This window comes from Shewanella sp. AC91-MNA-CIBAN-0169, from assembly GCF_040310165.1.
Taxonomy (GTDB): domain Bacteria; phylum Pseudomonadota; class Gammaproteobacteria; order Enterobacterales; family Shewanellaceae; genus Shewanella.
Genome location: NZ_JBEOPM010000003.1, coordinates 252,568 through 278,277, shown reverse-complemented (window position 1 = coordinate 278,277; position 25,710 = coordinate 252,568). Strand labels below are relative to the sequence as shown.

The following is a 25,710-nucleotide window of genomic DNA, read 5'->3' as shown; positions in this document are numbered from 1 at the left end:
GGGGTGACTGATGGGGCTCGAACCCACGACAACCGGAATCACAATCCGGGACTCTACCAACTGAGCTACAATCACCACTGACTTTCAATTCTACTAACCAATACGACAGAAACAGTACATGCCGAATGGTGCGCCCAGAAGGATTCGAACCTTCGGCCTTACCCTCCGGAGGGGTACGCTCTATCCAGCTGAGCTATGGGCGCTCGCCTTGGTTAGCGACGCATATATTAGGGATAAAACACCGTCACGTCTAGCCCTGATTTGCTTTTTTTAACTGACTGATTAACTTTTGACTCATTTGCGCTAACTATTTGCTCACTTCTTACTTATTCGCACTCATTTACGAGAGTTATTAACTTTATACTGACATTAATTTAGCTTGGATCACATTTGTATTTATGGTAATTATAATGATTGTTCAACAATAATTTGTTCACATAATTAATAGGATAACGGTCAACAAGGGTATGGATACTGCAATAAGTCACTCAATAGCCTCTCCACGAGTCGAGCATCTGCAAAAAAGGATCGCTCGCTTAAAGCGTTTGGCTAAAAAATATAAACGTTCTGAGACTATTCAGAACGCTTTACTGGGTATTTCTAATATTGCGACCCAGGTCACTTCACTTGATGATTTTTATCAACGAGTACACTTACATCTGCAGCAACTTATCCCTGCAGAAAACTTTTTTATTGCATCTCAAGACCAAAAAACCGGACTGACAAGTTTACCTTTTTTTGCCGACCAACAAGATTCTCACCCAACGGAACTCTACCCAGACCAGGAAATATCAGCATTACTTAATAGTGGTTTAACAGGTTATGTGCTCCGTAATGGCACACCTTTGTTATGCGACGATAATAAGTTTAATGAATTGATCGCCAGTGGCGATATTAAAAGCCTTGGCTCTCCAAGTCATCAATGGCTTGGCGTACCCATCAAGAACCAAGATGTCGTCAGTGGTGTACTTGTTGTACAAAGCTATAACGAAGCCAATACCTACGGTGAACTTGAATTAGAATTAATGGGTTTCATTTGCCATCATATTTCTGGGGTAATGGAACGGCTTGAGCATCATGAACAACTAGAACAAGCCATTGTTGAACGCACCAAAGAACTCAGCCAAGCTTATGAAAAAGTCAAAAAAGAGATAACGGAACGAGTTAAAGCCGAAAAATTGCAAAAAGCCTTATTCGAAATTGCCGATTTATCTGCATCAAATGTACTCCAACAAGACTTTTATTTACGACTTCACACTATTATGAGTCAATTAATACCGGCTGATAACTGTTTTATCTCATTGATAAACGATAACAATATGTTGTCGTTTCCTTTCTATGTTTCGCAAATGACAACCGAATATCCAGCCTCTCGTCCTATGCAGGATGGGCTAACAGAATACATCCTAGAACATAAATTACCGCGGTTATTATCATCTAAAGATATCGCTGACATGGTTGCTAATGGTGAGATTTACGCAAAATCACCAGAATTAAACAAAACCGATAGAATGCATCAATGGATAGGCATTCCGCTGATCATTAATGGCGATGTCGCTGGCGCATTAACGATTTATAGCTTGGGTGACGCTCATATTTATCAATTGAAAGATTTAGAGTTGCTGACGTTTGTGTCTCAGCATATGGCCAATGCTATTGAACGTAAATTGGCAGCTGAGTCACTGAAAAATAGCCATGAGCAGTTAGAAGATAAAGTCGTTAAACGCACTCGAGCACTCGCTGAACTGAACAGCAATCTTCAACAAGAAATTAATCAGCGCCGAAAGATTGAAGATCAACTCTTATACGATGCTCAGCATGATGGACTGACAGGATTACCCAATCGCAGCTATTTAATGGAACGATTATCACAAGCATTAAAACACTTGCGCCGGCATGGATTGGATCAGTTTGCATTATTATTTATCGATCTCGACCGCTTTAAAGTGATCAATGATTCTTTTGGTCATCTCGAAGGCGATCGCTTTTTAATTGAAACCGCACAACGTATCAAGTCATGTGTACGTGAAAATGACACTCTAGCAAGAATGGGCGGTGATGAATTTGTTATTTTGCTGGATTCTATTAATGCCACGGAAGATGCTATCGAGGTCAGTGATCGTATTTTACAAGCGTTGTCGATGCCCTATCAGCTCGCCAAACAAGAGTTCATCTCAGGTGCCAGTATCGGAATTGCATTTAGTGGACGTAATAAATTAGTCACCAGCGAGTCACTACTTCGTGATGCTGACGCTGCTATGTATCAGGCTAAAGCCAATGGTAAAGGTTGTTATGTTATTTTTGACGACAAGCTCAGCGCACAATCTAAGCTACAACATGAATTGGAAATTGATTTTAAAAACGCCCTAGACAAACAAGAATTTGAAATTAACTACGTTGAAGTGGTCGATTTTACTAATGGTGAAATCATTGCTATTGAACCTCACGTTGAGTGGCACCATCCCAAACAAGGCATAATTGAACATGGCAAAATGAAAAGTCTTGCCGCACAATACCAGCTCACACTTAATATCGACGGTTATATTTTTTCTCACTTAAGTGAACAGTATCAATTTCTTAAACAAAAATATGGACCGTCAGTATACTTACATCTATCCATTAGCAGCCAGCACATCAAAAATAAATTCGTATTACGCAATCTCAAGCAAACGATTAAAAGTAGCAACATCAATCTTGAGAAATTAATATTATTCTTTAACGAAAAAGCACTAGTGCAAGACACCGAAAACCACATCAATGGTTTCGAGCTAATCTCGCAACTAGGCGTGCAAATCGGGATCGATGGCTATGGCACAGGTTACAGTTCACTCAGTTGCCTGAGCTTTTTACCGATTAAGGCATTAAAGTTAGATGATGACATCAGTAAGCATTTACTCAATGACAAACAGTTACAATTAGTCAAAGCTTACCAACTGACGGCACAAACACTTAATTTCGATATGTACGCCACCACAGTAGACACACAACAACAAGTAAGGCAGTTTTTAGAACTGGGTTATGTGCGTGGTCAAGGACGAGCGATCAGTAAACTTTTTAACGAAAAAAAAAAGCCACATAAGGCCTGTGCCTAATCAATAAGTCCAACCCAATTAGCACTATTTTTTAAACATATCGCGTATGTTGGCGATGTGACTTTTACTGGTTTCGACACGCTGCTCTTCTGTTTGAACAGGCTTACGGTTTTCCCAAATTAAGTCATCTTGCGGTAACTCAAGTAAAAAACGGCTCGGCTCACATCGCATTGTTTCACCAAATTGGCGACGTTCACGGCATATTACAAACCACAATTCACGTTGTGCACGGGTAATACCCACATACGCAAGACGGCGTTCTTCATCGACATTATCTTCGTCAATACTCGACTGATGCGGCAAAATGCGCTCTTCAACGCCCACCATAAATACAAAAGGATATTCCAGTCCTTTAGAGGCATGTAACGTCATTAACTGAACTTGATCGCCACCTTCATCCTCACTGTTGCGTTCCATCATGTCGCGCAGGGTTAATCGAGTAACCACTTCTGGTAGCGTCATCGGTTCATCTAACTCATCACCTTCGAGCATTTCGGTAACCCAGCGGTATAATTCCGAAATATTCTTCATCCTCATTTCAGCTGCTTTAGCGCTGGTACTCGTTTCGTATAAGTAATCTTCGTAATTTATTTTACGTATAAGCTGTTTAATCGCTTCAACAGGCTCACCCCGCGTGGCAACTTCACCAGTATCAACAATAAATTTACCAAATTGATACAAGGAGTTAACCGCAGCTGGTGCTAAGTGATGGTTGAGTTCAACATCAAAAATAGCTTCAAATAATGATATATGCTTTTGATTGGCAAAATTACCTAAACGCTCCAGCGACGCAGGGCCGATACCACGCTTAGGTAAGTTAACCACCCGTAAAAAAGCATTGTCATCGTCAGGGTTCACCACTAAACGTAAATATCCCATGATATCTTTAATTTCTGCACGAGAAAAAAATGAAGTACCACCACTAAGCTTATAAGGAATACGGTTGGTCATAAGCGATCGTTCGAGTAAACGAGACTGATGATTACCTCGGTATAAAATGGCGTAATCACCGAACTTAGTCCGCCCAACAAACTTATGCCGAATGATCTCGGCAACCACTCGTTCAGCTTCCTGCTCTTCGTTAGCGGCAATTAATACTCTTAAGGGCTCACCGTAAGCTAACTCACTGAATAACGCTTTGTCGTACACATGAGGGTTGTTAGCAATCAAAATATTGGCTGCCCGAAGAATACGTTGGCTTGAACGATAGTTTTGCTCTAACTTTATGAGTTTAAGTTTTGGGAAGTCAGTCCCTAATAACACCAGGTTCTGTGGCTTTGCACCACGCCAAGAATAAATAGACTGATCATCATCACCTACCACCGTAAAACGTGCTCGCTCGCCCACCAGTAATTTAACTAACTCATATTGGCTGGTATTGGTATCTTGATACTCATCCACCAGCAAATATTGAATTTTAGTCTGCCAACGGGTGCGGACTTCTTCATTCATCCGCAATAATAAGGTTGGAATTAAGATTAGGTCATCAAAATCGAGCGCATTGTAAGATTTCATATGCTGAGCATACCTGGCATATAACATGGCAAATAATTGGCTTTGCTCATCTTTTGCCATACTTTTTGCTTGCTGAGGGATCACTAATCCCCCTTTCCAATTCGATATCGCTGATGCCAAAGATTTGATCAGGTCTTTATCATCATCTAACTCATCTTCGGTCAGTTCTTTTAATAACGCGAAAGTGTCTTGGTCATCAAACAATGAAAAACCCGCTTTAAGCCCAAGCACTTTATGCTCGCGCTTAATGATTTCGAGCCCTAAGGTGTGAAAAGTAGAAATCCATAATCCGCGCGCTTCTTTGCGCCCCATCGACTGAGCAACACGTTCTTTCATTTCACGGGCGGCTTTGTTGGTAAAGGTTACTGCGGCAATATTACGGGCTTTATAGCCACACTTTTCAACTAAGTAAGCAATTTTATTAATGATTACACGTGTTTTACCACTCCCCGCGCCAGCGAGCACTAAGCATGGACCCGATACATAATGTACGGCTTCATTTTGCCCTGGATTGAGTTTCATTAATCATTACACCTTGCTTAGCCTTAAACGAAGGCGGATCATAGCAGAATCAACTGATGACGGTTAACGAAAAATCACACTTAGTGTTTGGAAAAGCGCTTACCTCGGTTACAATTAAATCAATGTCTCAGTAGGGAATCATCATGATTAATCCAAAGAAAATAGAAGAGCTCGCGAAACAACTTAGCGATAACTTACCCAGCGGTGTTAAGCAATTTGCCGGTGAGTTTGAAGAACGCAGCAAGCAGATATTACAAAACCAATTGATGAAACTGGACGTGGTATCGCGCGAAGAGTTTGAGGTTCAGCAACATGTGTTGCTTAAAACCCGCGAGAAGCTTGAAGCATTACAAGCGCAAGTGAATGAGTTAGAAAAAAAGTTTGCCGAGTAACTAACCTAAATTCGGAATAACGATTGATATTACTGACTCTGTAATCGTTTTAACTCATTTACAGACATAAAAAATGACGCTATTTAGCGTCATTTTTTTACACCCACTAAGCTTGTTAACCTCAGTTCTGGTTAAGAGACTCTGCTAATGCATACAAGCAAAGAGCGACGTTTTCGCGACGGGCACCATAGCCCATTAAGCCGATGCGCCATGCTTTACCCGCTAAAGCACCTAAGCCTGCACCAATTTCTAAATTATATTCTTCCAATAAATACTTACGCACTGCAGCATCATCAACACCATCTGGAATATAAACGGTATTAAGTTGCGGTAAACGAGACGCTTCTTCAACCACAAATTTCAATCCAAGCTTGGTTAATCCATCGCGTAATAACTGATGCATTTTACGGTGTCTTGCCCAGGCATTTTCGAGCCCTTCATTGGCTAACAAACGTAAAGACTCATGGAGGGAATATAATGCATTAACGGGTGCAGTATGATGATAGCTGCGCTTAGCACCAGCGCCGTTGCCCCAATAACCCATCACTAAGGTTTGATCTAAAAACCAACTCTGCACCTGGGTGGTACGAGCTTTTAGTTTAGCAACGGCTTTAGGCGAAAATGACACCGGAGATAAACCGGGCACACAAGATAAGCACTTTTGGCTGCCTGAATAAATGGCATCAATGCCCCACTCATCCACCAGCAATTCAACGCCACCCAATGAGGTCACCGCATCAACAATACTGATACAGTCATGTAATTGCGCCAAGGTGCACAATGTTTTGGCATCCGACAGCGCACCCGTCGAGGTTTCTGCATGTACAAAGGCTAAAAATTTGGCATCAGGATGCGCGACAAGTGCAGCTTCAACTTTATCTGGGCATACGGGTTCGCCCCATTCATTGTCGACCACAACTGCAACACCGCCAACACGCTCAACGTTTTGGCGCATGCGCTCACCAAACACCCCATTACGACACACGATTACCTTTTCACCTGGTTCAACTAAATTGACAAAACAGGTTTCCATGCCAGCACTGCCTGGGGCAGATACAGCTAAGGTCATTTCGTTTTTAGTTTGAAAAGCATATTGAATTAAGCTTTTTAGCTCATCCATCATGCCAACAAATAATGGGTCAAGGTGGCCAATAGTCGGCCTTGATTGTGCCGCAAGCACTTCAGGATACACATCAGATGGGCCTGGACCCATTAAGATTCGGCGCGGTGGCATAAAAGCTGGAATTGTTGGTACGGGTAACATCAATGTCTCCTTAAAATGAGGTCGAAATTCATAATTCAGTATGAATCTGGAAAAATTTACCCTACATATAAAGCAAACTATACCAATCAGTTGCTGCAAAATACATTAACATCAATTTATTAGTGGTCGTTGGTAATCGTTTCTACAAACCTACGAATATTTTTTCGTTTTAGGCAAACTGACAATACCACATTGAAGCACTAAATCACCTCAGAATGGTCGTTAACCTGAACTAGGGATAACAAACGCCTCTCAAACAGCCCTTTGCCTTGCTAACGGTGTTGAATTAACTTGCAATAGACCCGCGCTATTGACGCGTCTATTCGCCTTGTTAGTAAAACAAATGACAAGTTTGATAGTGATAAACGTCTAAGTTTATGATCTTTATTATCATATCTTGGTCTCTTATTCCGAGATCAGGTTAGTTAAAAATGGCTTACGATTTTGCTTTAGCGCTATTTAAAAATAACTGATATGCCGGGCTGTGGGTTTCTTCTTGATAAACGAAACCTAACTCCGTTAAAAACTGTGCAAATGCCACGTCGTCTTTAGCCGGAACTTCAAACCCAGTTAACACCCTGCCAAAGGCTGCCCCATGGTTGCGGTAATGAAATAAACTGATATTCCATTTACTCTGTAAAGTGGTTAAAAACTTCAACAATGCCCCTGGATGCTCAGGAAATTCAAAACTAAACAAGCGCTCTTCTAGTGGCTCAAGTGGGTGACCACCGACCATATAACGCACATGTAATTTAGCGGTTTCATCTTGAGATAAATCTTGAACTTCAAAGCCTTCAGACTCAAGTTTAGCGATAATTTCGCTTAGCTCTGCTTGGCCACCGGTAAGACGAATGCCGGCAAATACCACCGCAATGTCACGGCTACTAAAGCGATAGTTAAATTCGGTCATCACCCGTTTATCGAGTAACTCGCAAAAACGTAAAAAGCTGCCAGGCTTTTCAGGGATTTTTACCGCTAGTACCGCTTCTTTTTGCTCAGCTAATTCACAGCGTTCAGACACATAACGTAAACTATGAAAATTCACATTAGCGCCACTCAATATTGCCGCGACTTTTTTCGGTGCATTAATGGAGTCATCTTGTTGGGCCATGTATTTTTTAAGCCCAGCAATCGACAAGGCCCCTGCAGGTTCAGCTATCGCGCGGGTATCTTCAAAAATATCTTTTACTGCCGCACAAATTTCATCAGAAGTAACAGTAACCACTTCATCAACGTATTCACGCGCTAAGCGAAATGGCTCTGTACCAATGCGTTTAACCGCTACGCCGTCAGCAAACAAACCGACTTGAGCCAGTGTCACTGGTTCATCGGCTTCTAATGCCGCCTTTAAACATGCTGCATCTTCGGGTTCGACTCCAATGATCCTCACTTGTGGCATTACCGCTTTATAATAAGCCGCAATACCGGCAATTAAGCCACCACCGCCAACGGGCACAAACACGATTTCGATATCGCGTTGCTGCTGGACCATTTCTTGCGCAATAGTGCCTTGCCCCGCAATAACCGCTTCATCATCAAAAGGAGCGATATAAACACGCCCTTCTGTTACCGACAGATTCTTTGCATAGTCATTGGCTTGATCAAACGCCTGCCCATGAAGCACCACATTGCCACCTAAGCGTTTCACAGCATCAATCTTAATATCTGGCGTGGTACTAGGCATTACAATTACGGCATCAATACCGCGACTGGCAGCAGACATCGCTACCCCTTGAGCGTGATTGCCCGCCGATGCACACACCACACCTCTATCACACTCATCTTGAGTTAACGCTGCTATACGGTTGTAGGCACCACGTATTTTAAATGAATGCACAGGTTGCATATCTTCACGCTTTAAATACACCTGACAACCAAAGCGAGCAGACAATTTATTCATGCTCGACAATGGCGTCACTTTAGCCACATCATAAACAGACGATAGCAAAATTTTCTGTAAATAATAATGCGCTAAATCTAATTGAGTTTGAGACGCCAAAGCCAACATATTACCCCTCCAGCTTAGTGCGATCGCGTACCGCACCTTTATCTGCACTGGTTGCAAGTAATGCATAAGCTTTAAGGGCTAATGACACATAACGCTCACGAGACACCGGCTTCCAACCTAACGGGCCTTTAGCATCCATCGCAGTGCGACGCTGAGTCAGCTCTGCTTCACTAACATTTAATTGAATGCTGCGCTTGGGAATATCGATCGCAATTTGATCGCCGTTTTCGATCAGTGCAATAGTGCCACCTGATGCAGCTTCTGGTGACACATGGCCAATAGACAAACCAGAAGTACCACCCGAAAAACGACCATCGGTAATTAACGCACATTTAGCGCCTAAACCACGCGATTTCAAATAGGTTGTTGGATACAGCATTTCTTGCATACCAGGGCCACCTTTTGGGCCTTCGTAGCGAATAACAACCACATCACCTTCAACCACTTCGCCGCCTAAAATACCGGCTACCGCATCATCTTGGCTTTCGTACACGCGGGCACTACCAACAAAAGTTAAATTAGACTCATCAACCCCTGCCGTTTTGACAATACAGCCATCAACGGCCACATTACCTGACAATACCGCTAAGCCACCTTCTTGACTAAAGGCAAACTCACGCGAACGAATACAGCCATTTTCACGGTCGTCATCAACACTGTCCCAACGACAATTTTGGCTAAATGCTTTAGTGGTTGGAATACCAGCAGGGCCGGCACTAAAAAAGCGGATTACATCTGGGTCGTTAGTTTGTTTAATGTCGTATTTAGCTAAAACTGATTTTAAATCGCCGCCATTGTCTGCGGCCACATGCGGTACATCGTTATGGATTAAACCTGCTCTATCTAACTCGCCTAAAATACCCATCACCCCACCAGCACGGTGAACATCTTCCATATGATATTTAGGCGTTGATGGTGCAACTTTACATAGATGAGGCACTAAGCGCGATATGCGATCAATATCGGCCATAGTAAAGTCAATTTCCGCCTCTTGCGCGGCAGCCACTAAATGCAACACTGTATTAGATGAACCGCCCATGGCAACATCAAGTACCATGGCATTTTCAAATGATTTAAATGACGCAATATTACGTGGCAATGCCGTTTCATCGTCATGCTTGTAATAACGTTCAGCCAACATCATCACGCGACGACCCGCTTCTAAAAATAATTCACGACGGTCTTCATGAGTTGCGAGCATAGAACCGTTACCCGGTAACGATAAGCCTAAGGCTTCGGTTAAACAGTTCATCGAATTAGCAGTAAACATGCCCGAGCATGAGCCACAAGTAGGGCAAGCACTGCGTTCGATTTGCTTACTGTCTTCGTCACTGACATTAGAGTCTGCACCGGCGATCATGGCATCAACTAAATCAAGCTTAATAATTTGATCAGATAGCTTGGTTTTACCCGCTTCCATTGGTCCACCGGATACAAATACCACCGGAATATTTAACCGTAGCGCCGCCATTAACATGCCAGGAGTAATTTTGTCGCAGTTAGAAATACACACTAATGCATCTGCACAATGCGCATTCACCATGTATTCAACACTGTCTGCAATTAACTCGCGCGACGGTAAGCTATACAGCATGCCGCCATGGCCCATCGCAATACCGTCATCTACGGCAATGGTATTAAATTCTTTGGCAATGCCACCTGCTTCTTCAATGGCACCTGCAACCAATGATCCCATATTCTTTAAATGCACATGCCCAGGGACAAACTGAGTGAACGAATTGGCTATCGCGATGATAGGTTTACCAAAATCATTTTCTTTCACGCCAGTGGCACGCCATAGTGCGCGGGCGCCTGCCATGTTGCGGCCTTCGGTGCTGGTTGCTGAACGTAATTTTGGCATTGCTAATATCCTTGTTTAATGTGGATCGCGTTATCGGTTTATTCACCTTATAACGACTAAAATAATCTCTAAATAAATAGTCTCTAACTAAATCGTGCTGGATTTAATCGTAAACTTTAGCCGTTGGCGACTTGGTTTAATGGTGCCGCCGATAGCACTTTACAGTGCGTGACATCAATTAATTTATCTAACTGGTTGCTGAGCAATTCAATGGCACGTTCGGCCTCAACCCATAAGTCGACCGCCATACTGGCGTCTTCATTAATGCGAACCTGCATTTGGGTGACTTTAAAACCACGATGGCGAGTAACACGTAGCACGCGTTCCAGTACTTCGGGACGTTGTTGAACGGTTATTTCTAATGCATGCATCATGTTTGCTTCTCCATTTGATCCATCATTTCACTATTACTCGCACCCGGTGGCACTAGAGGCCATACATTAAAAGCATCATCAATCGACACATGTAACATAAAAGGACCGCTACTGTTCAACATATCATCTAACCCTTGTTCGACTTGATCCGCTCGCGTTATCGTTCGACCTGGAATATCAAACGCCGATGCCATCAGGACAAAGTTAGGATTGTCAGATAAATCTGTTTCACTGTAACGCTCTTCAAAAAATAACTGTTGCCATTGCTTAACCATACCCAGTTTTTGATTATCAATCAGTAAGATTTTTACCGGTAATTTACGACGCTTAATGGTGGTCAATTCTTGAACATTCATCATAAACGAACCATCACCAGAGACCGTGACCACAGTAGCATCAGGTCGGGCAACTTGGGCACCAATAGCAGCAGGTAAGCCAAAACCCATAGTGCCTAAGCCAGCACTGGATAAATGATCCTCAGGACGGCGGAACCACATGTGCTGTGCAACCCACATTTGATGCTGGCCGACATCACAAGCAACAACACTGTCTTCTGGTAGTTTATTGGCTAAACGGCGTAACATCGCTGGCGCATAAATTAAATCACCTGGATGTTGGTAATTCCATTGGTGCTTACGGGATAACTCCTCAACATCGGCTTGCCATTGAGCAATATCCAGTTTGCCAGTAACGGCGGCCGTTAATGCAGGTAACACTATGCTAAGTTCAGCAGCTATCGCCACGTCAGCTTGACGTAACTTACCGATTTCGGCGGCATCGATGTCTAAATGCAATACTTTGGCATTACTGGCAAAACTCGCAAGCCGACCGGTAACGCGGTCATCAAAACGCGCGCCTACGACCATCAATAAATCACATTCTTGCACAGCAAGGTTTGCCCCTTTGCCACCATGCATACCCAACATGCCTAAATAACCTTTAGAGCCATGTGCAATACTGCCCAAACCCTTTAACGTTGCCACTGATGGAATGCCTGTGGTGTCGATAAACTGACGCAACTGCGCAACTGCGCCAGCCATACCCACACCACCACCAACATACAACATAGGCTTCTTAGCATGCTTAATTAATTCCGCTGCCGCATCTAAGTCAGTCACCAGAGGCTGTAATTCATCATTAACACTTTGAAGGGGGGTTTTGTATTCTAATGCTGCAAGTTGAATGTCTTTGGGAATATCAACTAAAACCGGACCAGGACGTCCTTCTGCTGCAATTTCAAAAGCGCGATATAAGGTGGGAATAAGCTCATTGATGTCGGTGACCATAAAACTGTGTTTGGTGCATGACAACGACATACCTAATACATCTATCTCTTGGAATGCATCGGTACCGATAACACTAGTAGACACTTGGCCCGTTATGGCAACTAGTGGAACCGAGTCAAGTAAAGCGTCGGCAAGTGAGGTGATTAAGTTAGTGGCCCCTGGGCCTGATGTTGCAAAGCACACCCCGGTTTTACCACTAGCACGGGCATATCCCACGGCAGCAAACGCGGCACCTTGTTCATGACGGCTAAGCAAGTGCTCTACAGGACCACCATAAAGGGCATCATAGATTGGCATAATCGCCCCACCAGGATAACCAAATACGGTTGTCACACCATGTGCTGCTAGCACTTTGATTACTGCATCCGCGCCGCGCATTTTCTGTCCTGCTTCCATATGTTGCTCTCTACTTCGTCAATGTATCTGCTACTCTACTGTGTAATATTGGGTCTTTGGTTTTACTTAAGCCTAAAACTAAAAAACCCCCGGTCCTTTCGGAGCGGGGGTTTTTGCAATCTGTTTGACTCTTAGGTCAGTCTAGTTGCCAAAACGCCACCCCCGCTGTGACTTAATAATCACTACGGTAATAATTTCGAGAATGAGAATGGCTGTGTGGTTTAACATGTTTTAGACTGTATCCTAAGTTTCTAGTATTAATTCGTTTGGTTATGTTCAAATAACATTACGGTATAACTAACAAGTACCATAAAAGATTTATCCAGCACAACTAAAAAATTGCCATTATAAAAAAAATTCAGCTTCCCTGCCGAGACAATGCAAACAACAACAAAAACTTAACGCATGAGTTCAACGAATAAATAATTAGAACTCAATCTAACAATTTGTTTTTTCAGCGTCCTAATCAATAACATTAGGACGTTTCGATTGATGCCTGTCCGACAACGACAACATAAACATGTTGCAAAAAACACTGAACAGGTACTTCACCAGTGACCTTATACGTTAGCTCGCTTCAACAATACTTTTCATATCGGTCATGTAACCACGTAACTCAGCGCCGATATACTCAACCTCTGTATTACGAATTTGTTCATTGACGTCGATTAAGCGAAGGTTATCAACACCTGTTGCTTGATCTTTAAGTCCAGCACCTAAATACTCAGATGGCATAGCGTTAACATAATCACGTAACATAGGTACCGCTGCATGGTTGAATAAGTAACAACCGTATTCAGCCGTATCCGAGATAACCACGTTCATTTCATATAAACGCTTACGTGCAATTGTATTGGCAATCAACGGTGTTTCATGTAGCGATTCATAATAAGCCGACTCTTCAACAATGCCTGCTGCAACCATGGTATCAAATGCAAGTTCAACACCCGCTTTGATCATTGCCACTAAGAAAATACCTTTGTCGAAATAGGTTTGTTCATCGATATGTTCAGATGATACTGGCGCATTTTCAAATGCGGTTTCGTTAGTTTCAGCTCTCCAACGTAACAAGTTGGTGTCATCATTAGCCCAGTCTTCCATCATAGTGCGAGAGAATTCACCGCTAATAATGTCGTCCATGTGCTTTTCAAACAACGGTTTAAGGATAACCTTTAACTCTTCAGCCATATCAAATGCTTTGATTTTTGCTGGGTTTGATAAGCGATCCATCATGTTGGTAATGCCGCCGTGCTTAAGCGCTTCGGTAACAGTCTCCCAACCTTGCTGAATTAACTTGCCGGCATAACCAGGTTCAACACCATCAGCGACCATTTTCTCATAACCTAAAATGGCACCCGTTTGTAACATGCCACACAAAATGGTCTGCTCGCCCATCAAATCTGACTTAACTTCAGCCACAAACGATGACATTAATACACCGGCACGGTCGCCACCGGTAGCACTGGCATAAGCTTTAGCAATCGCTAAACCATCACCATTTGGATCATTTTCTGGATGTACTGCAATCAATGTCGGTACGCCAAAACCGCGCTTGTATTCCTCACGGACTTCCGTAGCAGGGCATTTTGGCGCAACCATAACCACAGTAATGTCTGGACGAACTTGCATACCTTCTTCAACGATATTGAATCCGTGTGAATAAGATAACGTAGCACCTTGCTTCATTAATGGCATAACCGCATTAACGACATTAGTGTGTTGCTTATCTGGTGTTAGGTTTAACACTAAATCAGCTGCAGGAATAAGCTCTTCAAAGGTGCCAACTTTAAAACCGTTATCGGTGGCTTTTTGCCATGATGCACGCTTTTCAGCAATGGCTTGCGGACGTAAGGCAAAAGAAATATTTAGGCCTGAGTCACGCATGTTTAAACCTTGGTTAAGGCCTTGTGCGCCGCAACCTAAAATCACGATGTTCCAATCTTTAATATATTGGCAACCGTCACTGAATTCAGTACGGTCCATAAAGCGGCATTGTGCTAATTGAGCTAATTGTTGACGTAAATTCAGAGAGTTAAAATAGTTAGCCATCTGATACCACCTTTAAAATTTAGTAATTTGGGACTCAACATCTTATAAGTCAGCGACCTTAAGCGTTGTGATTGAAGTCACTATAGCGCATGCATATGATTGCTTAAAATGATATATTCGGGACATGACGTTGCAATTAATGCAACATGGAATGCTTAACCTAATATTTAACTTACACTCAACTTAATGCGTGCTTGAAGGTGCTGTGATGGATATCCGTTCACTTAAAATGTATTTACACTTATGCGATAGCCTGCATTTTGCCAAAACGGCGGAGCAATCGCATGTTAGTCCGTCAACCTTAAGCCGTGCGTTGCAGCGGTTAGAAGAGGAACTGGGCAGTAAATTATTTGACCGAGACAATCGAAGCGTCACGATTACCCATGCAGGCGTTGAATTTAAACGTTTTGCAGAGCAAACATTATCGGAATGGACCCAGCTGCGCAGTCGAATTGACCCAAGCCAACAGTTTTTACATGGCAATCTTAATTTGTACTGTTCAGTTACCGCAGCTTATAGCCATTTACCGGCACTGTTAGATCGGTTTAGACGTGAGCATCCCCATGTCGATATCAATCTCAACACGGGAGATCCAGCCAATGCGGTCAACCAAATTCAAAAAAATCGCGCCGATATCGCGATTATTGCATTACCGGAGGCGTTTCCAAGTAGCTTGCATTTTACTCCGATTGATAAAGTACCGATTTCCGTCATTGCGCCCACAATACAATGCCAAGTTCAGCAATGGGTAAACCAGCCAAAAATTGACTGGGCTAAACTGCCCTATATCGTACCGGACCATGGTCCCGGCAGAAAAAGGATTGATTTATGGTTTAAGCAAATGGGCATAAAACCCAATATTTATGCCCAAGTCTCTGGTCAGGAGGCGATTGTCTCTATGGTCGCGCTCGGCTGTGGTGTTGGTATTAGTCCAGAAGCGGTGATCCACAATAGTCCGGTACGCGATCGCATCCAAACCTTAGCTTCGCCAATCCCGATCCCGCCATTTGAATTAGGCTGTTGCTGCAAAGAAAAACGCACCAATGATCCAATCATTAGTGCGTTCTTAGACATCATTTAATGGTGCCGTGTAGATTGTTTAAGCTAATTGACTTAAGGCAGTGGCGGCATCTCAATATCTAACCGAGTAACCAGTAGTTGGTCGACTTTGTATGAGTCAATATCGACTACCTCAAATTTGTAACCTGCATAATTGACAAAGTCAGTACGTTTGGGGATTTTGCGCAACATATACATCATAAAACCAGCAATGGTTTCGTAATTTTGATTATGCGGAAACACTTCAATATTAAATGCTCGCATGACATCAGTAATCGGTGTAACCCCATCGACTAACCAAGAGTTACCATCACGGGCAACAATTTGTTCTTCACTTTCATGTAATGACCACGCGCCCATAACGGCACTTTGTAAATCATTGGTGGTAACTATGCCAACAACCAAAGCATATTCGTTCATCACCACCGCAAAGTCGGAACGATTATTCTTAAAATATTCCATCGACTCAGACAAGGTTAACGTATCTGGAATGATGAGGCAGTTATGCACTAACGTACTGCCTTTTAAGGTGATGTTCTCGCCGTTAATTACCCTAATCAGTAACTCTTTTGCATCAACAAAACCTTTGATCATATCCAGTTGACCATCACAAACTAAAAATTTGTTATGCGGGTTTTTAGCAATTTTCTGTTTGATGTCTTCTTCGCTGTCTTGCAGTAAAAAATACACTAAACTTTCACGTGCTGTCATTGCAGAGGTCACCGACACCGACTGCATTTCAAACACGTTTTCCATCATTTGTTGTTCGCCTTTATCCATCACCCCAGCTTCAGTACCGGCTGTCATCATGGCGTAAATATCATCATGGGTGACTTGGTCATTACGTGCTGTAGGCACTTGCAACAATTTAAAAATTGCATTGGCCAAACCATTAAAAATCCACACAAACGGCTTTAATACTTTAATGCACAAAATAATTGGCATTACAAAAGTGACCGCGACTTGCTCTGGGATCACCATAGCAATTCGTTTAGGCATCAAATCAGCAAATAAAATAAACAACGAAGTGACCGTCACAAATGAACAAACAAAACTCAGCTGTAAACCCCACTCATTGCCCAATAAAGGCAACAGTAATTGTTCAAAATGAGGTCTAAAGGCTGATTCACCCACAATACCGCCCATAATCGCGACCGCATTGAGTCCGATTTGTACCACGGTAAAAAAACTGCCTGGATGCGCCTGAAGTTTAAGCACTTTTGCGGCACGTAAATCGCCCTCATCAGCCATTAATTGCAAACGCATTTTTCGTGATGCCGCGAGGGCAATTTCAGACATAGAAAAAAAACAACTAATGCCGATCAGGCACAAGATGATCAATAAATTATCAGAGAGGCTCATAGTTTACCTTTACCTGAATACTAGCCAAAATATCAGGAATGTATGTACATATCTTTGTTGCAAAATGGGCAAATGCAAGACCTCAGCCATTTATTAACATTCAAATTAATAAGGCTAATGATTCAATACAGATAGAAATAACGAGTGATGGAATATCATTATAGTGTTTCACGACAACAGACCTATTTATACTCGGTCTCTGCGAACTATAAAGCGACGGTATTCTACTCAACATCAGTCATTTAAACTAGCTTACAAGCACAACTTTATCTCACTTATTTAGCCTTTATCACGCAAAAAAAAACATCACTGCTAAACTGTAACCACCTCTTCATTTGTATATTATTCAAACAAAAGGAATTGTTGATGGCGATAGCCTGTGTATTTACTCGAGCAAGTTGTGGTGTAGAAGCGCCAAGAGTCACTGTTGAAGTTCATTTAAGCAACGGTTTACCCGCATTTAATCTAGTCGGACTGCCAGAAACTTCTGTCAAAGAAGCCAAAGAGCGTGTCAGAAGTGCGTTGATTAATGCGGGATTTGAATTCCCTCAAAAAAGAATTACCGTCAACCTAGCCCCAGCAGATTTACCAAAACAAGGTGGCCGCTATGATTTGCCTATTGCAGTCGGTATTCTCGCCGCATCAAATCAAGTTCCAGCTAAAGCGTTACACCAATGCGAGTTTGTTGGTGAGCTGGCTCTTTCTGGGCAAATTAGACCTTGCAGTGGATTATTGCCAGCCATTATTGCGGCACGTAATGATCAGCACCATTTTTTTATGCCCATCGAAAATAGACATGAAGCAGAGCTGGTTGGCTATAAGCACAGTTATTTTGTCGCTCACTTGCAAAACTTGGCGGCATTTCTACATGGCCAAGCACAATTACCGTTACTCGATACCTTACCCGAGTGGATTGAAGAAGAACCTCTGATGCAATCATCGCTATGTATGAGCGATGTTATTGGCCAATATCAGGCAAAACACGGGCTTGAAATCGCCGCAGCCGGAGGACATAACATGCTATTTATTGGCCCCCCAGGGACGGGGAAAAGTATGTTAGCCAATCGTATTATTCCGTTATTGCCAAAACTCACCTACGACGAAGCCATTGAAGTAGCAGCGATTCACTCTGTCGCCGGATTACATGTACAACCGCAAAACTTCCTTAACCGCCCTTTTCGCTCGCCGCATCATACATCATCATCTATTGCACTTATTGGCGGCGGCAGCCATCCCAAACCAGGTGAGATATCATTGGCGCACCGTGGAATATTATTTCTTGATGAAATAGCAGAGTTTCCTCGTAAAGTATTGGATTGTCTGCGTGAACCTTTGGAAACGGGTCAAGTTGAGATTTCACGTGCGGCAGCAAAATTGACCTTCTTAAGTCGATTTCAACTCATTGCCGCAATGAACCCAAGCCCTTGTGGTGATACGGAGCGCGCACGTTCGACCCCGGATCAAATTCAGCGTTACTTATCACGTTTATCTGGGCCGTTTTTAGACCGCTTCGATTTAACCGTAGATGTTCCTAAACTTCCTGCTGGCACCTTAACCCAACAACACCAACCCAGTGAGTCCAGCGTTGAAATAGCTAAACGGGTCAAACAAGCACGCGATCTACAACTCAGCCGCGCTGGGGTATTAAACAGTGAATTAACCCCAAAACAACTCAAACAAGATGGCGCTATAACTCAACCAGATCTCGCTTTTTTGGAACAAAGTGTCGTGAGCTTAGGATTGTCTGTACGTAGTTTTCATCGGATTCAACGGGTATCTCGTACCATTGCCGACTTACAGCAATCCCCTACAACTGAGCGCAGTCACATAGCTCAAGCCCTTGGTTATAGGGCCATGGATCGATTACTGGCAAAATTGAATCAGCAATAAACGTAATTTAACCTATCGTATAGATTGAGCAAAACTGCGACTACGAGTAACATAGCCCTCCGTTTAATAGGAGAGAAAAATGTCGCTGCTTTCGAAAATCAAAGGTTCAATTGCATTCTTATGCTATTTATTTAATACCATTTTTTGGACCATCCCTATCTTGGCGTTCAGTATTGTAAAATTGATCCCGATTGGCATTTGTCAAAAAATATGTAGTTATATTCTCGATAATTGCGCTACTGCATGGATCAGTGTCAATACGATAGTAGAATCAATTTTTCATCCAATGCGTATCAATGTCACTGGCGACCAATCTTTTTCTGAACAAGAATGGTACATGGTTATTGCTAACCATCAATCGTGGGTCGATATCCTCATTTTACAGCGAGTATTTAACCGCAAAATTCCCTTTTTAAAGTTTTTCCTCAAACAAGAACTGATTTTTGTCCCAGTACTTGGCCTCGCTTGGTGGGCATTAGACTTTCCATTTATGCGCCGTTACAGCACCTCACAGTTGCGAAAAAATCCTAAATTGAAAGGTAAAGATATCGAGATTACTCGTAAAGCCTGTGAGAAATTTAAAACGAAACCTGTGAGTATTATGAACTTTGTTGAAGGTACTCGTTTTACAGCAGCTAAACATGATAAACAAGGCTCACCTTTTCAGCACCTTCTAAAACCTAAGGCTGGAGGAATGGCATTCGCATTATCCGCTATGGGAGAGCACATTAATAAACTGGTTAATGTCACCATATATTATCCAGATACCGTACCGACTTATTGGCACTATATTTGTGGTGGATTATCAGAGGTAAGAGTGGACATTAAAATCACTGATATTCCTCAGCGTATGCGTGGTGACTACCTAAAAGATCGCGAATTTAAAATTGAATTTCAAGAGCAGCTCAATCAACTTTGGCTAGATAAAGACCTGCAGTTACAAAATTTTGCGTCACAAGCAAAACAAGAGGGTTAACACAATATGCTGGCTTTTTTACCTGGTCCAATACTGTTTATTATCAGTCTGACGCTATTGATCATCAATACCATTGTATGGAGCTCATTATTAACCATTGGCGGTGTGGCTAAATTATTACTTCCGTTCTTGCCTGCTCGCCGATTATTAACGCGAATAATGAACCGTTTTATGTGGTCATGGGCCACATGCAATGGCGGTATTTTATATTTGATATCCAACATTGAATGGGATGTAAAAGGGTTAGATAAACTCGACCCAAACGGTTGGTATTTACTGATCAGTAACCATGTCAGTGGCTTTGATATTGCAGCCCAAACGTATTTATTGCGTAACCATATTCCAATGTTGAAGTTCTTTTTAAAAAAAGAACTATTATATGTACCAATAATGGGCTTAGGTTGCTGGGCGCTCGACATGCCGTTTATGGATCGTACGAGTGCAGCAAAACTGAAAAAAAATCCTAAATTGAAAGGCAAAGATCTGCAAACAACCCGCAAAGCTTGCGAGCGTTTTAAGGACATGCCTACATCGATTATTAATTATGTTGAAGGCAGTCGGTTTACCGAAGAAAAACGACTACGTCAGAATTCACCTTATCGCCATTTATTACGTCCTAAAGCCAGTGGGATAGCTTTTACACTCTCAGCAATGGGCGAACAGTTTACCGGCCTGCTAAATATCACCTTGGTTTATCCTGAAACCTCGGAAAAAGTATTGGCGAATGTGATGCACGGACGCACTAAAAAAGTGGTGATCCGTATTGAAACTCTGCCCGTACCCAAAGTGGACTCAGAGGTCTACTTTTCAAGCCCAGAAACTCGTGTCGAATTTCAGCGGTGGTTAAATCAGCTTTGGCTTGAAAAAGATCAGCAAATAGATGACATAATAAAAGCTTACCAACAGCAGTAACTGCATTGAAGAGGTTAAACTGTCATAAAACCGACAAATGACGATTTTCTGTTGCGTTAAAGGTGTAAAACTGTCAGTTTTATAAGGAAAAAGAGTTTATCGATAACTCAATTGATAAAATTAATTAACAATTGAATGTGTAAGACTTAATGTCGGGTTTTATTGTTAATATAATTGAAAGTTGTCACAGCCTTTCCAATAAATTTTTTATAGGTGAAATTTGAATTTTCGTGCATTCACGCTTTTAACACACTGGCTAATTTTAGTCATAACATTGAGTTTTTCAGTGTCTGTTTCAGCGCAAAAAAATGATCCTTATGACAGCTTAACCGAAGTAAAATTTGACCACTTCAGTACCGAAGGGGACCTTAATCAAAACTCGATTACTCGTCTGTTTATGGACAGCTCAGGAATGCTTTGGATAGGGACTCAAGACGGTCTACACAGCTATAATGGTGTTGAGTTTGATTTATACTTAAAACAGCCAAAAAATACCAACTCTATCTCAGGCAATTTAATTACTGATATTTTGCAGTCACCTGACGGCGATTTATGGATAGGCACCTTCAACAATGGACTCAATCGATTTAACCTTACTACAGGGGAGTTTACTGCGTTTAAACAACCCCAAGGCTTAACTGAACTTCAGGTAACCCATCTTGCCGTGATTGGCGATACCTTATGGGTAGGTACTCGTTCGGGTTTGTACATACTATCCTTAAAAACCGAAAAAATTATTCTCGTCAGTTTAGGCAATAATATCACGCCCAATATTACCAGCATTGCCAATATTGACGATAAATATATTGTCGTTGGTACTCAATCACATGGCACATTTGCCATTGATAGTAATACTATTATTCGGCTTGATATCCCGCTCAATATGACGGTAAACCAAATCAAATCCAGCTCTGTTTATTCCGTCTGGCTGGCCATCGACAACCAAATTTGGCGCTACAATCTCGATACCCATAAAAAAGAACTGATATGGTCGCATGATGATAGTTTTGGCGATAACCGAAAGATAATTGATTTTATCGTGGTTAATGCCAATCAAATTTTTGCTATCGGCAACAATACCGGTTTATTCAAACTCGATTTTATGGGTGGCAAGTGGCACAGCACGCTTTATAAACATGATCCGCAAAAACTCAATTCCATCAGTGCTAATACACTACAAAACCTAATGCTAGATCAAAACGGCACCCTATGGATTGGTACAGGTTATTCGGGCATCGATAAACTAAATCTCAGCCATCAATATTTTAGCCACTTTTACGACTACCAAACCAATGCTCCGGGCATGGCAAACATGATCCGCGTCATTTTCAGGGACACACAGCAACGCCTGTGGATAGGCACCGATGGTGCTGGACTTAAGTATTTGGCCCCCGATGATAACCAATATCATTACATCAATGATTTATTTGCAAAAACATTAGCGATACCTACAGAACAATTATCCTTGATAGTGCATGACATTAAACAAGATAAACAAGGTTTACTATGGTTTGCCACCAACGTAGGGCTGTTTACCTTAGATAAGAGCAATACCCTGCAGCAAATTAAACCGGCAAACGCACAATTTTATGCCGATACCCAAATCCGCAGTTTAGCCTTTGATGACAAAGACCGTTTATGGATAGCCAGCTCACAAGGTTTGTATTTTATCTCTGAGTATACAAATCGCATGATGGCTTATAACTTCGGCTTTCAAGCTGATTTTTCGCCATTCAAATACCAAATTATTAAGCTTTATTTTAGCCAAGGTTATTTATGGCTAGGCACTATGGGCGGAGTGGTAAGGCTTTCAGCTGAAGCACAAAAACTAGACTTTTTGAGCCATGATTCAGAAAACCCTTACAGTCTGAGTGACAATCGTGTCAGAGACTTTTTGTTAGCAGAAAATGGCGACTTTTGGGTGGCGACTCATGGTGGTATAGACAAGCTAACAATAGAATACGGCACATTTAAATTTGAAAGAATGGACGTCAACGCAGACAAAAGCAGTAATACAGTTTATGCGATTTTAGAAGACGAAAAACACGATTTATGGCTAAGTACTAACTCGGGTATTTCACGTTTTACCCCGAGTAATAAAAGCTTTATTTCTTATAATAAATTCGAAGGTTTGCAAGCCAATGAATTTAATGGTTCAGCTAAGTTTAAAGAGCTTAACGGTACCTTATGGTTTGGTGGTATTCGAGGCCTTAACCAATTTAACCCAAGCACTATTCCAAGCCAAAGGTCTGAGAACAAACTGGCGCTGACAAAATACACGATTGGTGAAACCCAACACCCTATTCGCGACTTAAGCCATGCTCCGCGCATTATCATGCCTTATGAACAACAACTCATCAGCTTTGAAGTCGGCTCGCTCAATTTCAGTTACCCAGGATTAAGCCGTTTTAGCTACTTTTTAGACGGTTATGACAACGATTGGCGCGAATTATCCCATGGCAACGAAATCACCTATACCAACTTACCACCTGGTGAATACAAGTTAGTGGTTCGTCATGCGCTAGGGACGAATAGATACAGCCAATACACACTTAATGTGAACGTGTCAGTAGTGCCACCAATGTATATGAGCAACACAGCTTATATTCTGTATATTACGGTCGGATTATTAATTATTGTTTGGTTTTTTTATGCCCGAAAGAAAAAACAGGCCAAGCAACGTGAATTTGACAACAGTATTCGCGCCTCTGAAGAGCGTCTAAAACTGGCACTTTGGGCTTCTGGCGATGGTATGTGGGATTGGAATATTAAAGACGATAAAGTCTATCGAACTAACATGATCGAGCCGATGAGTTTTTCGTTAAAAGATCAGTTATTGAATAAAAATATTGATCCAGAAGACCGACCACGAGTGCAAAAACTGCTTAACGATCACCTTAACGGTGAAAGTGAGTTCTTTGAAGCAGAGTATCGCGTTGAAACTAAACCTGGAGAATGGGCTTGGGTGTTAGATCGTGGTCAAATTGTTGAACGTGATGGCAATAATATTCCAGTGCGAATGGCTGGAACTCATAAAGACATTACTAGCCGAAAAATCACAGAAAACGAACTCAAGCTATCATCGCAAGTCTTGTTTAGTATGAACGAAGCCGTTGTCGTTGGTGAACTAGACTATCAAATACGCTCAATCAATCCAGCTTTTAGTCGCATTACTGGCTTTAAACATCGTGATGTTGTCGGTAAGCATTTCTTGTTTTTAACCATGGGAAAGCAGTCGCGCGAGTTTTATAACTCAGTTGAAACCCAGCTATTAAGACACAAACATTGGGCCGGTGAAATTCACATTAGAACCCGCAACCGTCGCGGTATTCTTGCATGGCTAGAAATTAACCAAGTTATCGATAATAAAGGTGAAACGAGTCACTTTGTGGCGGTGTTCACCGATATTACTGCCCGTAAAAAAGCCGAAGAAGATTTACGAGTATTGGCTAACTTTGATCCACTGACCGGACTGCCTAACCGCACTTTATTCCAGGACAGGCTCAACCAAGCCGTGACGAAAGCACACCGTGCCAATAGCATCGTAGCATTGTTATTTTTAGATCTTGACCGATTTAAACATATCAATGACTCAATGGGCCACCACATCGGTGATTTACTGCTTAAAGCCGTCGCGCATCGCCTGCAAAATGCTGTACGAGATGGCGATACCGTTGCACGCTTAGGCGGAGATGAATTTACCATTATTTTAGAAGGTGTTGCCAAAACGAAAGCCGCCACCATTATTGCCGAAAAAGTGTTACACGCTTTTCAAACACCTTTTTTACTTGACGATAAAATACTGACTATATCACCGTCGATTGGTATCAGTTTGTACCCAGAAGATGCAGATGATACCACCTCATTGATTAAGTATGCTGATACCGCCATGTATCACGCAAAATCACTGGGGCGCAATAACTTCCAATTCTATACCGAGCAATTAAACCAATATGCTACACGTCATGTTCAGTTAGAGGCCGGACTTAAAAAAGCGATTCAAGACAATGAGCTATACTTGGTTTATCAACCTAAATACGATGTAAAAACTGAAAAAATTATCGGACTGGAAGCGTTAATGCGCTGGGAAAGCCCAGAACTTGGCTTTATTTCACCGGTTGAGTTTATTCCGCTGGCGGAAGAAACAGGCATCATCAATCAGATTGGTCATTGGGCGATTCAACAAGCCTGTAACCAACTGGCGCAATGGCATCAACAAGGGTTTGAGCATATATCTGTCGCCGTTAACCTTTCAGCCAGACAATTGAAAGCCGATATCATTTCGACCATAGAAGTCGCATTAGCGGTATCTGGATTACCGGCAAGCGCCTTAGAACTCGAATTAACCGAATCGATGATTATGGGTAATCCACAGGATTCCGTTGCCGTGCTATCGCAACTCAAAGCATTAGGCTTAACCATTGCGATTGATGACTTTGGTACCGGATACTCAAGCTTAAGCTATTTGAAACGCTTCCCAATTGATACCTTGAAGATTGATCGTGAATTTGTGCGTGATATAACTGAAGATCCTGACGATGCTGCCATCACTAGCGCCATTATAACCTTGGCCCACAGTTTAGAGCTTAACGTTGTGGCTGAAGGTGTTGAAACCCAAGCGCAATTGAATTTCTTACGTGAGGGGGGTTGTGATCAAGTACAGGGCTTCTTGCTCAGTAAGCCACTGAGTGCGGTTAATTGCCTTGCATTATTAACGCAAGACAAAGTTAAGATTAGTCATTCATAAGGCAA

The 25,710-nt window shown here is 42.2% G+C and carries 15 protein-coding genes and 2 tRNA genes; 7 read left to right on the top strand and 10 right to left on the bottom strand.

What is annotated here, in order from left to right; translation table 11 throughout:
* Positions 1 to 2 precede the first annotated feature (2 nt).
* A tRNA-His gene (locus AAEY98_RS05315) sits at positions 3 to 75 on the bottom strand.
* Between the two features lie 51 nt (positions 76 to 126).
* Positions 127 to 203 (bottom strand) — tRNA-Arg (locus AAEY98_RS05310).
* A gap of 264 nt (positions 204 to 467) precedes the next feature.
* On the opposite strand from AAEY98_RS05310, the gene AAEY98_RS05305 reads away from it, so the two are divergent.
* The gene (locus AAEY98_RS05305; RefSeq protein ID WP_351015398.1) at positions 468 to 3,092 is read left to right on the top strand and encodes a sensor domain-containing phosphodiesterase; all 2,625 of its coding nucleotides are present in this window, start codon (positions 468 to 470) and stop codon (positions 3,090 to 3,092) included.
* A gap of 24 nt (positions 3,093 to 3,116) precedes the next feature.
* Here the strand turns inward: AAEY98_RS05305 and rep are convergent, their stop codons facing one another.
* Entirely contained in the window at positions 3,117 to 5,129 is a 2,013-nt protein-coding gene (gene rep, locus AAEY98_RS05300; protein ID WP_350996798.1) for a DNA helicase Rep, read from the bottom strand.
* A 143-nt stretch (positions 5,130 to 5,272) separates the two neighbouring features.
* On the opposite strand from rep, the gene ubiK reads away from it, so the two are divergent.
* Positions 5,273 to 5,521, top strand: coding sequence for a ubiquinone biosynthesis accessory factor UbiK (gene ubiK, locus AAEY98_RS05295; RefSeq protein ID WP_059746313.1), 249 nt, complete (start codon positions 5,273 to 5,275; stop codon positions 5,519 to 5,521).
* Between the two features lie 121 nt (positions 5,522 to 5,642).
* Here ubiK and AAEY98_RS05290 read toward each other — a convergent pair whose 3' ends face one another.
* From AAEY98_RS05290 to ilvC, 6 genes are all read right to left on the bottom strand, one after another.
* Positions 5,643 to 6,785, bottom strand: coding sequence for a pyridoxal-phosphate-dependent aminotransferase family protein (locus AAEY98_RS05290; protein WP_192116349.1), 1,143 nt, complete (start codon positions 6,783 to 6,785; stop codon positions 5,643 to 5,645).
* Between the two features lie 436 nt (positions 6,786 to 7,221).
* Entirely contained in the window at positions 7,222 to 8,793 is a 1,572-nt protein-coding gene (gene ilvA / locus AAEY98_RS05285) for a threonine ammonia-lyase, biosynthetic (RefSeq protein WP_351015394.1), read from the bottom strand.
* A 1-nt stretch (position 8,794) separates the two neighbouring features.
* Positions 8,795 to 10,654: a dihydroxy-acid dehydratase gene (gene ilvD / locus AAEY98_RS05280; protein ID WP_011635913.1), complete on the bottom strand. Its 1,860-nt coding sequence runs from the start codon at positions 10,652 to 10,654 to the stop codon at positions 8,795 to 8,797.
* 116 nt (positions 10,655 to 10,770) lie between these two features.
* Complete coding sequence (gene ilvM / locus AAEY98_RS05275; protein WP_011635912.1) at positions 10,771 to 11,028, bottom strand: acetolactate synthase 2 small subunit; 258 nt, start codon at positions 11,026 to 11,028, stop codon at positions 10,771 to 10,773.
* Complete coding sequence (gene ilvG, locus AAEY98_RS05270) at positions 11,025 to 12,710, bottom strand: acetolactate synthase 2 catalytic subunit (protein WP_351015390.1); 1,686 nt, start codon at positions 12,708 to 12,710, stop codon at positions 11,025 to 11,027. The genes ilvM and ilvG overlap by 4 nt, the downstream gene beginning before the upstream one ends.
* A 567-nt stretch (positions 12,711 to 13,277) precedes the next feature.
* Positions 13,278 to 14,759 carry a ketol-acid reductoisomerase gene (gene ilvC / locus AAEY98_RS05265; RefSeq protein WP_192116352.1) on the bottom strand — a complete coding sequence of 494 codons (1,482 nt, stop codon included), beginning with the start codon at positions 14,757 to 14,759 and terminating at the stop codon, positions 13,278 to 13,280.
* Between the two features lie 208 nt (positions 14,760 to 14,967).
* Here ilvC and ilvY point away from each other — a divergent pair, with 208 nt between their 5' ends.
* Positions 14,968 to 15,840, top strand: coding sequence for an HTH-type transcriptional activator IlvY (ilvY, locus tag AAEY98_RS05260; protein WP_101087268.1), 873 nt, complete (start codon positions 14,968 to 14,970; stop codon positions 15,838 to 15,840).
* A 32-nt stretch (positions 15,841 to 15,872) separates the two neighbouring features.
* Here the strand turns inward: ilvY and paeA are convergent, their stop codons facing one another.
* Complete coding sequence (paeA, locus tag AAEY98_RS05255; protein WP_101087269.1) at positions 15,873 to 17,180, bottom strand: polyamine export protein PaeA; 1,308 nt, start codon at positions 17,178 to 17,180, stop codon at positions 15,873 to 15,875.
* Positions 17,181 to 17,546: 366 nt separating this feature from the next.
* On the opposite strand from paeA, the gene AAEY98_RS05250 reads away from it, so the two are divergent.
* The 4 genes from AAEY98_RS05250 (at position 17,547) to AAEY98_RS05235 (ending at position 25,705) form a co-directional block, all read left to right on the top strand.
* Positions 17,547 to 19,070 (top strand): YifB family Mg chelatase-like AAA ATPase, encoded by a 1,524-nt coding sequence (locus AAEY98_RS05250; protein WP_351009757.1) that lies wholly within the window; start codon positions 17,547 to 17,549, stop codon positions 19,068 to 19,070.
* A 79-nt stretch (positions 19,071 to 19,149) separates the two neighbouring features.
* Positions 19,150 to 20,046, top strand: a complete 897-nt coding sequence (gene yihG, locus AAEY98_RS05245; protein WP_101087271.1) for a 1-acylglycerol-3-phosphate O-acyltransferase, YihG family — start codon at positions 19,150 to 19,152, stop codon at positions 20,044 to 20,046.
* Between the two features lie 6 nt (positions 20,047 to 20,052).
* A complete protein-coding gene (yihG, locus tag AAEY98_RS05240) occupies positions 20,053 to 20,958 on the top strand; it encodes a 1-acylglycerol-3-phosphate O-acyltransferase, YihG family (RefSeq protein WP_350996780.1) in 906 nt (301 codons plus the stop codon).
* 286 nt (positions 20,959 to 21,244) lie between these two features.
* The gene (locus tag AAEY98_RS05235) at positions 21,245 to 25,705 is read left to right on the top strand and encodes an EAL domain-containing protein (protein ID WP_351015386.1); all 4,461 of its coding nucleotides are present in this window, start codon (positions 21,245 to 21,247) and stop codon (positions 25,703 to 25,705) included.
* Positions 25,706 to 25,710: the final 5 nt, after the last annotated feature.

Bases quoted from the DNA above. Each gene is read 5' to 3' on its own strand.
- AAEY98_RS05305 (WP_351015398.1), top strand. From the start codon at position 468: ATGGATACTGCAATAAGTCACTCAATAGCCTCTCCACGAGTCGAGCAT.
- rep (WP_350996798.1), bottom strand. From the start codon at position 5,129: ATGAAACTCAATCCAGGGCAAAATGAAGCCGTACATTATGTATCGGGT.
- ubiK (WP_059746313.1), top strand. From the start codon at position 5,273: ATGATTAATCCAAAGAAAATAGAAGAGCTCGCGAAACAACTTAGCGAT.
- AAEY98_RS05290 (WP_192116349.1), bottom strand. From the start codon at position 6,785: ATGTTACCCGTACCAACAATTCCAGCTTTTATGCCACCGCGCCGAATC.
- ilvA (WP_351015394.1), bottom strand. From the start codon at position 8,793: ATGTTGGCTTTGGCGTCTCAAACTCAATTAGATTTAGCGCATTATTAT.
- ilvD (WP_011635913.1), bottom strand. From the start codon at position 10,654: ATGCCAAAATTACGTTCAGCAACCAGCACCGAAGGCCGCAACATGGCA.
- ilvM (WP_011635912.1), bottom strand. From the start codon at position 11,028: ATGATGCATGCATTAGAAATAACCGTTCAACAACGTCCCGAAGTACTG.
- ilvG (WP_351015390.1), bottom strand. From the start codon at position 12,710: ATGGAAGCAGGACAGAAAATGCGCGGCGCGGATGCAGTAATCAAAGTG.
- ilvC (WP_192116352.1), bottom strand. From the start codon at position 14,759: ATGGCTAACTATTTTAACTCTCTGAATTTACGTCAACAATTAGCTCAA.
- ilvY (WP_101087268.1), top strand. From the start codon at position 14,968: ATGGATATCCGTTCACTTAAAATGTATTTACACTTATGCGATAGCCTG.
- paeA (WP_101087269.1), bottom strand. From the start codon at position 17,180: ATGAGCCTCTCTGATAATTTATTGATCATCTTGTGCCTGATCGGCATT.
- AAEY98_RS05250 (WP_351009757.1), top strand. From the start codon at position 17,547: ATGGCGATAGCCTGTGTATTTACTCGAGCAAGTTGTGGTGTAGAAGCG.
- yihG (WP_101087271.1), top strand. From the start codon at position 19,150: ATGTCGCTGCTTTCGAAAATCAAAGGTTCAATTGCATTCTTATGCTAT.
- yihG (WP_350996780.1), top strand. From the start codon at position 20,053: ATGCTGGCTTTTTTACCTGGTCCAATACTGTTTATTATCAGTCTGACG.